A 12,499-nucleotide genomic window follows, 5' to 3' on the forward strand; every position below is an offset into this window, starting at 1 on the left:
CCCCCCCGCAGCTCGGCCAGAACCGGGGTGGCCATCTCGGCGGCCGCCGTCGGCGTCGGCGCCCGGCGGTCGGAAACGAAGTCGATCAGGGTGGTGTCGGTCTCGTGCCCCACCGCCGAGATGATCGGGATGTCGGCCGCCGCCACGGCGCGGACCAGGGCCTCGTCATTGAAGGCCCAGAGATCCTCCACCGACCCGCCACCGCGGGCGACGATGATGATGTCGGGCCGCGGCAGGTCGCCGCCTGGGGGAAGATCACAGAAGCCGCGGATCGCCGCGCTGACCTGGGCGGCGGCCTGCTCCCCCTGCACCACCACCGGCCAGACGATGACCCGGCAGGGCCAGCGGTCGCGGATGCGGTGCAGGATGTCGCGGATCACCGCGCCGGTGGGGCTGGTCACCACGCCGATGACCGCGGGCATGGCTGGCAGGGGGCGTTTGCGGGCCGGCTCGAACAGACCCTCGGCCGCCAGCTTGGCCTTCAGCCGCTCCAGCTGGGCCAGCAGGGCGCCGACGCCGGCGGCCTCCATGGTCTCGATGACGATCTGATAGCGGGAGCCGGCCGGGAAGGTGGTGATCTTGCCGGTGACGATCACCTCCAGCCCCTGTTCGGGCCGGATGGACAGGCCCCGCACCGAGCCCTTCCAGACCACCCCGTCAATGGCGGCGCGCTCGTCCTTCAGGGTCAGATAGACGTGGCCATTGCCATGGTGGGTGACCTTGGACAGCTCCCCGCGCAGCCGGACAAAGCCATACCGGTCCTCCAGCGTCCGCTTGAGCGCAAAGGCGAGCTCGGAGACCGAATAGGGCTGGGCGTTGGAGTCAGGCGCGGCGTCGCTCATCGGGCGAAGCTAGCCCGTCTCGCGATGGGGCAAAACCGGGCGCGGGGAAAAACCGGCGGAGGAGTTCAGAGGTCCGCTCTTGGGGCACGGGACAACGACCGCAAACGACCCTTAGGGGACGTTCGGGCCATCTGCTAACGAGCATCGAACGCGCAGGGGGATGCATGAAGTACGATGACGCATCGTGGCATTACGGCGGCGACTTTCCCGCTCATCTGCCGAGGGAAGCCGCGGCAACGCACATCGCCATGTTCGTCGCTTGGTGCGCGTTGAACGGAATGGCGGGCGAACTACACACCAGCGACAGTGCTGAGCTTCTGGCCAGTCTGAAGGCTCGCGACATCACCCCGACGCAGTGGTTTATTGCTGCCTGTGATGAGAAATTCACCGACGAGGATCTAACTGAAGAAGGAAACGCGTTCGCGGCCGCCTACTACGGTGCTGGAGGTAATCTAGCGTCCGCTCCCAACGCCTACCTCTCTGACTACGAAAAGGGATTCCCGGAGGCCGTAAGTCTGTACGAGGTTTCTGACACTTGGCAGAGCTTTGACCGTATAGCGCCCAAGATCGCGCGGCGGCTCAAGAGGCGGTCGAAACCCCGCTGGTTGAAGCGCTGGTTCTAACTTCCGCTCCCACCCAATCCAGTCCTGAGACGGCCCGGCCCCAAGCGGGTCTGGAACCCCCTTTGAGCGCCGGGCTGATCTCAGGGCGTCGTCAGATGTACCGGCGCAGGGAGCGGGCCAGGTCGGAGCCGCCGGCGCGCTTCTTGGACTGGGCCGGCTGATAGGCCACCCGGGCGTGTTCGGCGCAGTAGGGGCTGTCGCTGGCGCGGCGGCCGCAGAAGGTGAAGCCGTCGCTGGACGGATCGCCGATCGGCCACTTGCACATGTGGGCGCCCAGGGTCAGCACCGTGGCCGAGCCCGGGGCCTCTTCCACATAGCGCACCGGGGCCGGGGCAGGGGCCGCTTCGGCCTCGACCGGCTCGGCGATACGGCGCGGCGCCGACGGCGTGGCCGCCGCACGCTGCGGACGGGGCGCCTTGAAGACCGGGCGCGCCGGCTTCGACGGAATGGCGCGTCCCGACAGGCCCAGGCGGTGGACCTTGCCGATCACCGCGTTGCGGGTGACGCCGCCCAACTGTTTCGCGATCTGGCTGGCCGAAAGGCCGTCTTGCCAGAGCTTTTTGAGTGTATCGACTCGCTCGTCAGTCCAACCCATCAGAGCCTCCCAAAACGGCCGCGTGTCTCGAAGGCCGCCCCGCGCGGCCGAACGAAACTACATCTTGTGGGGGAAGCGGTTGCCCCGCCCCACGAACTACTAGATATCGTAAAGACTTCCTTAAAGGCCACAATAGGCGCCCCTGCTTCCATCCACAGGAACTAGATATAGCGTCGTCGCGTCGCACCCTTGCAGGCTGAGCCGTCCGGGCGCACATGTGCGGCATGAACGACATGTCGCCCTCCCGCGCCGCCCAGATCTCCGCCGCCACGCCTCCGGCCCCGCGGGCCTATCACGGGTTCAACTGGCCGGGCTTCCGCACCCTCTACCTGCGTGAGGTGAAGCGGTTCTGGAAGGTGGGCACCCAGACCCTGGCCGCGCCGGTGGTGACCTCGCTGCTCTACATGATGGTCTTTGTGGTCGCGGTCGGCGGGACGCGGCCGGCGGTGGGCGGGGTGGCCTTCGCCACCTTCATCGCGCCGGGCCTGATCATGATGACCATCCTGAACAACGCCTTCGCCAACGCCTCGTCCAGCCTGCTGCAGGCCAAGGTCAACGGCCTGGTGGGGGACTTCATGACCCCGCCGCTGACGCCGCTGGAACATGTGGCCGGCTTCGCGCTCGGGGCGGCGACCCGGGGCCTGGCCGTGGGCGCGGTGACCTGGCTGGCCGTCCTGCCCTTCGCCAACCTGCCGCTGACCCACCTCTGGGCGGTGCTCTACTTTGCCATGGTCGCGTCGATGATCCTGGGCATGCTGGGCATCATGGCCGGGCTGTGGGCCGAGAAGTTCGACCACATGGCGGCGGTCACCAACTTCATCATCATGCCCATGACCTTCCTGTCGGGGACCTTCTATCTGGTCGACCGCCTGCCCGAGCCGTTCCGCACGGCGAGCCACTTCAACCCGTTCTTCTATCTGATCGACGGCTTCCGCTATGGCTTCATCGGCACGGCCGAGGGCTCGCTGCTGACCGGGGTCGGCATGACCGCCGGCATCGTCGTGGCCTTCGCCTGCGTCTGCCTGTGGATGTTCGAGAGCGGCTACAAGCTCAAGACCTGAATCTGGCGGCCGGGACACAGGGCGGCGCGAACAGTCGCCTGGCCCGCGAAATCATTGACAGAGCGCGGTTCTCGCCGGAAAACATCCAGCCTTCCAGTCCCCGTCGCCCGGCGTGCGGGGACGTTTCCTTTGGAGGCTTCCTCCCGTGACCGAAAAGACCGCGACGTCCGCCGCGACCGTTCCCAGCGACCACATCATGGGCGTGTACAACCGCGCTCCGCTGGCGTTCGAGCGAGGCGAGGGCGCGCGACTGTTCACCACGGACGGCGAGGCCTATCTGGACTGCATGGCCGGCATCGCGGTGAACGCGCTGGGCCATGCCCATCCCCGCCTCGTCCAGGCCCTGAAGGACCAAGCCGAGAAGCTCTGGCACGTCTCCAACATCTTCAAGATCCCGGGGCAGGAGGCGCTGGCCAAGCGGCTCTGCACCGAGACCTTCGCCGATGTGGTGTTCTTCACCAATTCCGGCGCCGAGGCTGTGGAATGCGCCATCAAGACGGCGCGCAAGTATCACTGGGCCCGCGGCGATGTGGAGCGCATCGACATCATCGGCTTTGACGGCTCGTTCCACGGCCGCACCGTGGCCGCGGTCAACGCCTCGGGCAACGCCAGCTACCTTGAGGGCTTCGGCCCGCCGCTGCCCGGCTTCGTCCAGGTGCCCTTCGGCGATCCCGACGCCCTGAAGGCCGCCATCGGCCCGACCACGGCGGCGATCATCATCGAACCGGTCCAGGGCGAGGGCGGCGCGCGCGCCATGTCGGTGGCCGAGATGACCGCCATACGCCAGCTCTGCGACGACAACGGCATCCTGCTGATCTTCGACGAGATCCAGTGCGGCCTGGGCCGGACCGGCCGCCTGTTCGCCCATGACTGGGCCGACGGCCAGGCCAATCCCGACATCATGTGCGTGGCCAAGGCCCTGGGCGGCGGCTTCCCCGTCGGCGCCTGCCTGGCCACCATCGAAGCCGGATCGGCCATGAGCGTCGGCTCCCATGGCTCCACCTATGGCGGCAACCCCCTGGCCATGGCCGTGGGCGGGGCGGCCCTGGACGAGCTGGCCAAGCCCGAGCTGCTGGCCCACGTCCGCGAAGTGGCCGGATATTTCACCCAGCAGCTTTCGGGCCTGCGCGACCGCTATCCCGACGTGGTGGTGGATGTCCGCGGCAAGGGGCTGCTGATCGGCGTCAAGCTCGCCACGCCCAACCGCGAATTCATGCAGCACGCCCGCGAGGAGCACCTGCTGATCGCCGGCGGCGGCGACAACTGCGTGCGCCTGCTGCCGCCGCTGAATCTCACCCTCGATGAGGCGCGCGAAGCCGTCGAGCGTTTCGAACGCGCCTGTGACCGCGCCCGCGCCAAGGCGCGCGCCGCCGCCTGAAGGCTTTCACACCCGGCCGATCGCCGGGACTCATCAATCAAGGACCTCGCGCCCCAGACGCGCCATTTCGGTTTTTTCCGGCGCAAGCGCGGGGTCGATGGGATTTCCCCCGATGACCCCCACTCCGAGACATTTTCTCGACCTCTGGCGGATGGAGTCCGCCGATCTGCGCGCCATCCTCGACGACGCCCAGGCCCGCAAGGCGGCCCGCATCGGCTGGCCCAAGGGCCGAGTGGACGCCGATGCGCCGGCCCGCGACCGGGTGCTGGCCATGATTTTCGAAAAGCACTCCACCCGCACCCGCTTTTCGTTCGATGCGGCCATGCGCCAGCTGGGCGGCGACGTGATCATTTCCACCGCCGCCGACATGCAACTGGGCCGCGGGGAGCCGATCGAGGACACCGCCCAGGTGCTGTCGCGGATGGTCGACGCCATCATGATCCGGGCCAACACTCATGAAGACCTGGAACGCCTGGCGATGGCGTCCACCGTGCCGGTGATCAACGGCCTGACCGACAAGAGCCACCCCTGCCAGATCCTGGCTGACCTGCTGACCTTCGAGGAGCACCTCGGCCCCGTGCGGGGCCGCACCCTGGCCTGGGTGGGCGACGGCAACAATGTCTGCGCCAGCTTCATCCATGCGGCGGGCAAGTTCGGCTTCAAGCTGAACATCGCCTGTCCCACCGTCTATCACCCGGACCTGACAGACCTGGCCCGCGCCGCCGAGATGCAGGGCCAGGTGACCATGACCGAAGATCCCCGGGCGGCGGTCCGCGGCGCCGACTGCGTCATCACCGACACCTGGGTCTCCATGGGCGACACCGACCATGACGAGCGTCTGGCGGCCTTCGAGGCCTATCAGGTGGACGACGAACTGATGGACCTGGCGGCCAAGGACAGCATCTTCCTCCATTGCCTGCCGGCCCACCGGGGGGAGGAGGTGTCGGACGCCGTGATGGACGGGCCACGCTCGCGCATCTGGGACGAGGCGGAAAACCGCATCCACGCCCAGAAGTCGGTCCTGGCCTGGTGCTTCGAGGCGATCTGAACCCGGCGGCCTCGGGGGCTCGCAATCGGGACCTGGGGCGCCTATATGGCCTCGCCATGTCCCAGAACCCGCTTCCCATCCCCGACGACGTCGTCGGCCCCTTCCAGATCGAGGACGCCGCGGTCCGCGGCCGCCTCGTGCGGCTCGGCCCGGCCATTGATGAAATCCTGGCGGCCCACGCCTATCCCGAGCCGGTGGCCAACCTGCTCGGCGAGACCTGCGCGCTCGCAGCCCTGGTAGGCTCGGCGCTGAAGTTCGAGGGCCGGCTGATCGTCCAGGCGCAGGGGGAAGGCCCCGTGCGCTATGTGGTCGCCGACTATGACACCGCAGGCCACCTGCGCGGCTATTGCCGCTTCGATCCCGACGCGGTGGCCGAGGCCTCGCAGGGCTTCGTGCGTCCCGGCGCCCGCACCCTGCTGGGCGGCGGCGTGTTCATCATGACCGTCGATCAGGGTCCGGACATGGACCGCTATCAGGGTGTGACGGCCATCGAGGGCGAGACCCTGGCGCTCTGTGCTGAGCAGTATTTCGCCCAGTCCGAACAGACCCCGACCCGCGTGCGGCTGGCGGTGGGCCAGGCCGATGTGGGTGAGGGGCTGCGCTGGCGGGCCGGCGGCATGCTGATCCAGAACGTGGCCGAGGATCAGGCCCGCGGCTCCACCGAGGAGGCCTGGACCCGCAGCCAGGCCTTCTTCGAGACCATCGGCGAGGACGAGCTTCTCGACCCGACCATCTCGGGCCAGACCCTGCTGTTCCGCCTGTTCCACGAGGATGGCGTGCGGGTCTTCGAGGACCAGGCCCTGAGCGCAGTCTGCCGCTGTTCGGAGGAGCGCATCCGCGGCGTCCTGGCCTCGTTCGAGGCGCAGGAGCGCGCCGACATGATCGAGCCGGACGGCCACATCCATGTCACCTGCGAGTACTGCGCCAAAACCTACCGGATGACGCCGGAGAGCCTGGCCGGCGGTTAGGCCGGTCAGGCCTGGTCCAGGGCCCGCTCGACGTCGCGCTGCAGGTCCTGGGCGTTCTCCAGGCCGACGCTCATCCGCACCCAGCCCTCGGTGAGGCCGATGGACTCGCGCTCCTCGGCGGGCATGGACCGGTGCGTCGTCGTGCAGGGATGGGTGGCCATGGACTTGGCGTCGCCGAGATTGTTGGAGATGTCGACGATCTGCAGGGCGTCCAGGAACCGCCAGGCAGCCTCGCGGCTGCCGAGGTCGAAGGCCAGCACATTGCCGCCGCCGGTCATCTGCTCGGCGATGATGGCCGCCTGCGGGTGGTCGGCGCGGCCGCAATAGACGGTCTGGCGCACCTTGGCATGCGCGGCGATGGCCTCCGCCACATGGGCGGCGTTGTCGCTCTGGCGGCGCACCCGCAGGTCCAGGGTCTCCAGGCCCTTCAGCAGCACCCAGGCGTTGAACGGCGACAGGGCAGGGCCGGTGTGGCGAAGGATGTCCTTGTAGGACTCCAGCATCACCTCTTCGCCGCCCAGGATCGCCCCGCCCAGGACGCGGCCCTGGCCGTCGATATGCTTGGTGGCCGAATAGACGACGATGTCGGCGCCGAGCGTCAGCGGCTTCTGGAAGACCGGGGTGGCGAACACATTGTCCACCACCAGCTTGGCGCCGGCCGCCTGGGCGATCTGCGCCACGCCGCGGATGTCAGTGACCTCAAGCAGGGGATTGGCCGGGCTCTCCACCAGGAAGCACTTGGTGTTGGGGCGCACGGCGGCCTTCCAGGCCTCTAGGTCGACAGCGTCCACATAGGTCACCTCGACCCCGAAGCGGGGCATCCACTCCGACAGAATCCAACGGCAGGAGCCGAACAGGGCCCGGCCGGCCACGATGTGGTCGCCGGCCCGCACCAGGCCGGTCAGGGCCACATGCACCGCCGACATGCCCGAGGCCGTGGCGCGGCAGAGGTCGGCGCCTTCCAGCAGGGCCAGCCGGTCCTCGAACATCTGCGTCGTGGGGTTGCCGAAGCGCTGGTAGATGAAGCCCGGCGCATCGCCGGCGAACCGGGCGTCGGCGGCCGCAGCGCTGTCATAGGCGAAGCTCTGGGTCAGGAAGAGGGCCTCGGAGATCTCGCCATAGGGCGTGCGGGCCATGCCGCCCCGGACCAGCTTGGTCTCCAGGTTCCAGTCGCGCGGATCTTCGGCCATGGGGGCTCCTCCCGGCAGGCAAGTTCGGACTGCGCATCAACCGCCTCAGGGCTTGCCGGTCAAGGGCTGCGGCTCCAAGGCGCAGCGGTCAGACAGCGGCTTGTCAGACTCGGGACCAGCGGCGAGTGTCCCTGCGATGAATGACGCTCCGCTTTCGCCCGGCATCCTGCCCTGCCAGGCCATCGACGCCCTGATCGCCCAGGGCGCGATCACCAGCCCCACGGCCTTCGACGCCGACCAGGTCCAGCCGGCCAGCCTTGACCTGCGCCTGGGCGTGCGCGCCTGGCGGGTGCGGGCCTCCTTCCTGCCGGGCCTCGGGCGCAAGGTGGTCCAGCGGCTGGAAGACGTGGCCATGCACGAGCTCGACCTCAGCCGCGGCGCGGTGCTGGAAAAGGGCTGCGTCTATATCGCCGAGTTGCAGGAGCGCCTGGCCCTGCCGCCGGGCGTGGCCGCCCGAGCCAATCCCAAGAGTTCGACGGGGCGGGTGGACGTCTTCGTGCGTCTGTTGACCGACCACGGCGCGGCTTTCGACGACGTAGCCGAGGGCTATGCCGGCCCGATCTATATGGAGATCGCGCCCCAGACCTTCTCCATCCTGGTGCGGACGGGCACGCGACTGAACCAGTTGCGCCTCAAGCGCGGCGCGCCACCCAAGCTTGATCTGCGCAGCGTCGGCGTCGATCTGACCGAAGGCGTGGCCGGCTTCCGCGCGCGCCGCCACGCCGGCGTGATCGACATGGACAAGGAAGACGGCCACGACCCGCGGGACTTCTGGGAGCCCCTGGTCCCTCGCCACGGGGAGCTGCTGCTCGATCCCGGCGAATTCTACATCCTGGCCTCGAAGGAGGCCGTAGAGATCCCGGTGCTGCAGGCGGCCGAGATGACGCCGATCGATCCCTCGGTGGGGGAGTTTCGGGTGCACTATGCGGGCTTCTTTGATCCTGGCTTCGGCACCGAGGAGGCCGGCGGCCACGGCTCGCGCGGCGTGCTGGAGGTGCGCAGCCACGAGACGCCCTTCCTGCTGGAGGACGGCCAGACCGTGGCGCGCCTGGTCTATGAGCCGCTCACCGAAAAGCCGGATCGGCTCTATGGCGAGGGTGGCTCACATTATCAGCGCCAGGGGCTGAAGCTGTCGAAACACTTCCGCCCCTGGCGCTGAGCCGAGCCGTTTAGCCCATCTTGAAGATGCAGAGCTTGTTGCCGTCCAGGTCGCGGAAATAGGCGCCGTAGAAGTTCGGAATGCGGATGCCCGGCGCGCCCTCGTCGGCGGCCCCGGTCTTCAGGGCGAGCGCATGGATCTCGTCCACCAGTTCCCGGGAAGGGGCGGCCAGGGCCACCATGGTCCCGTTGCCGGCGCTCGGCGCCTCGCCGTCGTAGGGCGCGCAGACGCTGAGCATGGGGCCGGCCCCATTGGAAAAGCCCTGCATCCGGTCGCTGCCGAAGGCGGGCTTGGCGCCCAGGGGCGCAAGCACCGTCCCATAGAAGCTCTTGGCGCGCTCCAGGTCGCTGACGCCCAAGGTCACATAGCCGATCATGGTGAGGTCCTCCCGATCTCTCGTTATGGGGCCGAACCTACCGCGGCTGACGGACGGGGAAGCAAGCCGTTCCTCACGTGACGGCGCCGCCCCGCAAGGGATTGAACGCGCTGGCGGCTCGGCGGATCGAGCGGCCCCTTTCGCCTTGCGAGGCCCCGGACCCTATGCCAGAACCGCCAGCGCGCGGATGTAGCTCAATGGTAGAGCAGGAGCTTCCCAAGCTCACGACGAGGGTTCGATTCCCTTCATCCGCTCCAGTTGGCAGATCGGCGGGGTCGTCCCACAAGCCGGCCGCCCATGTTCTCCAAGACGCTCACCGGCGGCTCTCGACCCCCTACCAAAGGATGGTTCCACCACACCCACGGGTCAGGCTGTCATGCCTGAGTGCGATGGTCGGGGCGCCGCCATGCGGCCAGATTGGCAGGCGACGCATATGTCGCGAGGCCGCCATTCCGCCGACCTCATATCAAGGAGCCTGGACCATGCCCTTTGTGAACTCACATGACGGAACCGAGATCTTCTACAAGGACTGGGGCTCTGGCCAGCCCATCGTCTTCCATCATGGCTGGCCGCTGAGCGCCGACGACTGGGACGCCCAGATGCTGTTCTTCCTGCTGAACGGCTTCCGGGTGATCGCCCATGATCGCCGTGGTCATGGCCGGTCGAGCCAGGTGGCCGACGGCCACGACATGGATCACTACGCCGCCGACGTCGCCGCCGTGGTCAAGCACCTGGACCTGCGCGACGCCGTCCATATCGGCCATTCCACCGGCGGCGGCGAGGTCGCCCGCTATGTGGCCCGGCATGGCGAGGGCCGGGTGGCCAAGGCGGTGCTGGTGGCCGCTGTCCCGCCGCTGATGCTCCAGACGCCGGCCAATCCCGGCGGCCTGCCCATCGAGGTGTTCGACAGCTTCCGCGCTGGCCTGGCGGCCAACCGGGCGCAGTTCTATCGCGATGTGGCCAGCGGCCCCTTCTACGGCTTCAACCGCGATGGCGTCACAGCCCAGGAAGGCGTGATCCAGAACTGGTGGCGCCAGGGCATGGCCGGCGGGGCCAAGGCCCACTACGACGGCATCAAGGCGTTCTCCGAAACCGACTTCACCGACGACCTGAAGGCGATCGAGGTTCCAACCCTGGTGCTGCATGGGGACGACGATCAGATCGTGCCCATCGACGCCTCCGCGCGCATGTCGATCGAGCATCTGAAAAAGGGGACGCTCAAGGTCTATCCCGGCCTGCCGCACGGCATGCTGACCACCCATGCCGAGGTGCTGAACGCCGACCTCCTGGCCTTCGTGCGATCCTGATCTTGGTGATCTGGCGACGCCGTCCTGCGCACGCGGCAGGGCGGCGTCGAAGAACCACCCGCTGGAAGCCTCAATCCCCCGCAGGCTCACTTGCGCCGGGGCTGCGTCGTAGATAGCCAGGGGGGCATGATCCCGGCCGCCGACCTCTTCGAACCGCCGCCGCTCGAGGGCGTGGCCGACAGGGCGCGCGTCGCAGCCGTGGTGGCCGCTCACGGGGCCAGCCGCTTTGTCGGCTGGGACTTCGCTGGCGCCGACCTCACCGACCTGGAACTGGCGGGCTGCGCCTTTGTTCGGTGCCGGGCAGGCCGGGCCGATTTCGGGTCCGCAGACCTGACCGAGGCGAGCTTCATGGGTTGCGATCTCAACAATACCCGATGGCGCGGGGCGCGGCTGGCGGCCGCCCGCCTGACCGACTGCAAGCTCACCGGCGCCCAGTTTCATGAGGTCAGCGCCCTCGGCCTGACGTTCGCGCGCTGCCTCCTGGTCAATACTCATCTGCGGGGGCTGAGCTTCCGCAAGACCGAACTGGAGGGCCTTGACCTCCAAGGCGCCGATCTCGTCGGCTGCGACTTCCGCGAGGCCATACTGCTGGACTGCAATCTTCGCGAAGCCAATCTCGCCGAGGCAAGGTTCGAGGCCGCCGACCTGCGTGGCGCCGACCTTGGCGACCTGCGCCTTTCCGACGCCGGGCGATTTCGGGGCGCCTTCATCTCCAAGGCCCAGGCGGCGCAACTGCTGATCGGTCTCGGCCTAAGGGTGATCTGACCCTTGCGAGGCGGAGCTTCGAAGCCGAGGGGCTGTCAATCAGGGTTTCCGCCAAGGGCGTCGTGGCGTAGCTGATTGCATATGAGCCACCTTTTCGCCGCCCCTTTCCGCGAGGCCCTGGCCCGCGCCTGCGCCGCATTTCCCCGCATCGCCTATCCCGGGGCTGACCTGAAGCGAGCGGCGGTTGCGATCACCTTGGTGGAGGCCGACGACGGCTCTGGAGAAACAGCCTTCCTGCTGACAAGGCGGGCGGCCGCCATGCGCGCCCATGCGGGCCAATGGGCCTTGCCCGGCGGCCGATGTGATCCCGGCGAGACTCTCGAGCAGGCCGCCCTGCGGGAGCTGGAGGAGGAATTGGGGGTCACCCTGCCCGCCTCGGAGATCCTCGGCGTCCTGGACGACTATCCCACCCGGTCGGGCTATGTGATCAGCCCGGTGGTGGCCTGGCTGGGCGGCGCCTGCGACCTGCGGCTGAACCCGGCCGAGGTGGCGTCCGCCCACCGCATCCGCCTGGACCATATCGGCGACGAAACCGCGGTCAGTTTCGAGACGATTCCGGAGAGTCCGCGGCCCGTGATCCGCATGCGGATCGGCGACCAGCACCTGCACGCGCCCACCGCCGCCCTGGTCTATCAGCTGCGCGAGCTGGTCGCGGGCCGGGTCACCCGCGTCGCCGATCTCGACCAACCGGTCTTCGCCTGGCGCTGAGGTCCTGGGCTCGGGACCCTAAGACGCAGCCCGGCGTTGTCTTGCCGCTGTCGAACCTGAACAGAAGGCGCCCGATGCGTCCAATCCTCTCCGCCGCCCTCGCACTGCCGCTGTTGCTGGCCGGATGCTCGCCCGGCGAGCCGGCGCAGCCGTCGACTGGCGCGTCTTCGGCCCCCAAGGCGAATGAGCCGCCCCCGGCAGAGGCCATCTCCACCACCACCCCGGCCGCCTTCCAGGGCGAATGGAATGCCGAACTCTCCGCCTGCAGCGGGGCCGCCAATGAGTCGCGGCTGATCATCGGCGCCGACACCATTCGGTTCTATGAAAGCCAGGGCGAGATCAGCGCCACCCGGCTCCAGGCCGATAACCGCCTGGCCGTCGAGGCCATGATGCGTGGCGAGGGCGAGTCCTGGGCCGACAGCCGCATCTTCCAGCTCTCCGAGGATGGCCAGACCCTGACCGATGTGAGCGAGGGCTCG

Annotated in this window: 14 protein-coding genes and 1 tRNA gene; 11 read left to right on the top strand and 4 right to left on the bottom strand. The window is 68.3% G+C overall.

Annotated elements, in window-relative coordinates:
• On the bottom strand, positions 1-842 hold an 842-nt coding region (gene xseA, locus V7702_RS14685; RefSeq protein WP_335650838.1), incomplete at its 3' end, for an exodeoxyribonuclease VII large subunit.
• A gap of 164 nt (positions 843-1,006) precedes the next feature.
• Here xseA and V7702_RS14690 point away from each other — a divergent pair.
• Positions 1,007-1,465 carry a DUF7832 domain-containing protein gene (locus V7702_RS14690; RefSeq protein WP_335650839.1) on the top strand — a complete coding sequence of 153 codons (459 nt, stop codon included), beginning with the start codon at positions 1,007-1,009 and terminating at the stop codon, positions 1,463-1,465.
• 91 nt (positions 1,466-1,556) lie between these two features.
• Here V7702_RS14690 and gcrA read toward each other — a convergent pair whose 3' ends face one another.
• Complete coding sequence (gene gcrA / locus V7702_RS14695; RefSeq protein ID WP_300575768.1) at positions 1,557-2,060, bottom strand: cell cycle sigma 70 cofactor GcrA; 504 nt, start codon at positions 2,058-2,060, stop codon at positions 1,557-1,559.
• Positions 2,061-2,284: 224 nt separating this feature from the next.
• On the opposite strand from gcrA, the gene V7702_RS14700 reads away from it, so the two are divergent.
• The 4 genes from V7702_RS14700 to V7702_RS14715 all read left to right on the top strand — a co-directional run bounded on the left by V7702_RS14700 (position 2,285) and on the right by V7702_RS14715 (position 6,515).
• The gene (locus V7702_RS14700) at positions 2,285-3,121 is read left to right on the top strand and encodes an ABC transporter permease (protein ID WP_335650840.1); all 837 of its coding nucleotides are present in this window, start codon (positions 2,285-2,287) and stop codon (positions 3,119-3,121) included.
• 196 nt (positions 3,122-3,317) lie between these two features.
• On the top strand, positions 3,318-4,499 hold the full coding sequence (locus V7702_RS14705) for an aspartate aminotransferase family protein (protein WP_335650851.1): 1,182 nt from the start codon (positions 3,318-3,320) through the stop codon (positions 4,497-4,499).
• 112 nt (positions 4,500-4,611) lie between these two features.
• Positions 4,612-5,547, top strand: coding sequence for an ornithine carbamoyltransferase (gene argF / locus V7702_RS14710; RefSeq protein ID WP_335650841.1), 936 nt, complete (start codon positions 4,612-4,614; stop codon positions 5,545-5,547).
• A 56-nt stretch (positions 5,548-5,603) separates the two neighbouring features.
• A complete protein-coding gene (locus V7702_RS14715) occupies positions 5,604-6,515 on the top strand; it encodes an Hsp33 family molecular chaperone (RefSeq protein WP_335650843.1) in 912 nt (303 codons plus the stop codon).
• Between the two features lie 5 nt (positions 6,516-6,520).
• Here V7702_RS14715 and metZ read toward each other — a convergent pair whose 3' ends face one another.
• Positions 6,521-7,705, bottom strand: coding sequence for an O-succinylhomoserine sulfhydrylase (gene metZ / locus V7702_RS14720; RefSeq protein WP_335650844.1), 1,185 nt, complete (start codon positions 7,703-7,705; stop codon positions 6,521-6,523).
• 136 nt (positions 7,706-7,841) lie between these two features.
• Between metZ and V7702_RS14725 the strand changes: the two genes are divergently transcribed.
• The gene (locus V7702_RS14725; protein ID WP_335650845.1) at positions 7,842-8,864 is read left to right on the top strand and encodes a 2'-deoxycytidine 5'-triphosphate deaminase; all 1,023 of its coding nucleotides are present in this window, start codon (positions 7,842-7,844) and stop codon (positions 8,862-8,864) included.
• A 10-nt stretch (positions 8,865-8,874) separates the two neighbouring features.
• Here V7702_RS14725 and V7702_RS14730 read toward each other — a convergent pair whose 3' ends face one another.
• Entirely contained in the window at positions 8,875-9,240 is a 366-nt protein-coding gene (locus tag V7702_RS14730; protein WP_335650846.1) for a VOC family protein, read from the bottom strand.
• A 183-nt stretch (positions 9,241-9,423) separates the two neighbouring features.
• Between V7702_RS14730 and V7702_RS14735 the strand changes: the two genes are divergently transcribed.
• The 5 genes from V7702_RS14735 to V7702_RS14755 all read left to right on the top strand — a co-directional run.
• Positions 9,424-9,497: transfer RNA gene (locus V7702_RS14735), tRNA-Gly, on the top strand.
• Between the two features lie 225 nt (positions 9,498-9,722).
• On the top strand, positions 9,723-10,547 hold the full coding sequence (locus V7702_RS14740) for an alpha/beta fold hydrolase (RefSeq protein WP_335650847.1): 825 nt from the start codon (positions 9,723-9,725) through the stop codon (positions 10,545-10,547).
• Positions 10,548-10,673: 126 nt separating this feature from the next.
• Complete coding sequence (locus V7702_RS14745; protein ID WP_335650848.1) at positions 10,674-11,312, top strand: pentapeptide repeat-containing protein; 639 nt, start codon at positions 10,674-10,676, stop codon at positions 11,310-11,312.
• An 81-nt stretch (positions 11,313-11,393) separates the two neighbouring features.
• Positions 11,394-12,020 carry an NUDIX hydrolase gene (locus V7702_RS14750; protein WP_335650849.1) on the top strand — a complete coding sequence of 209 codons (627 nt, stop codon included), beginning with the start codon at positions 11,394-11,396 and terminating at the stop codon, positions 12,018-12,020.
• Between the two features lie 74 nt (positions 12,021-12,094).
• A partial coding sequence (locus V7702_RS14755; RefSeq protein WP_335650850.1) for a hypothetical protein occupies positions 12,095-12,499 on the top strand: 405 nt, incomplete at its 3' end.

The organism is Phenylobacterium sp., from assembly GCF_036963605.1.
Taxonomy (GTDB): domain Bacteria; phylum Pseudomonadota; class Alphaproteobacteria; order Caulobacterales; family Caulobacteraceae; genus Phenylobacterium.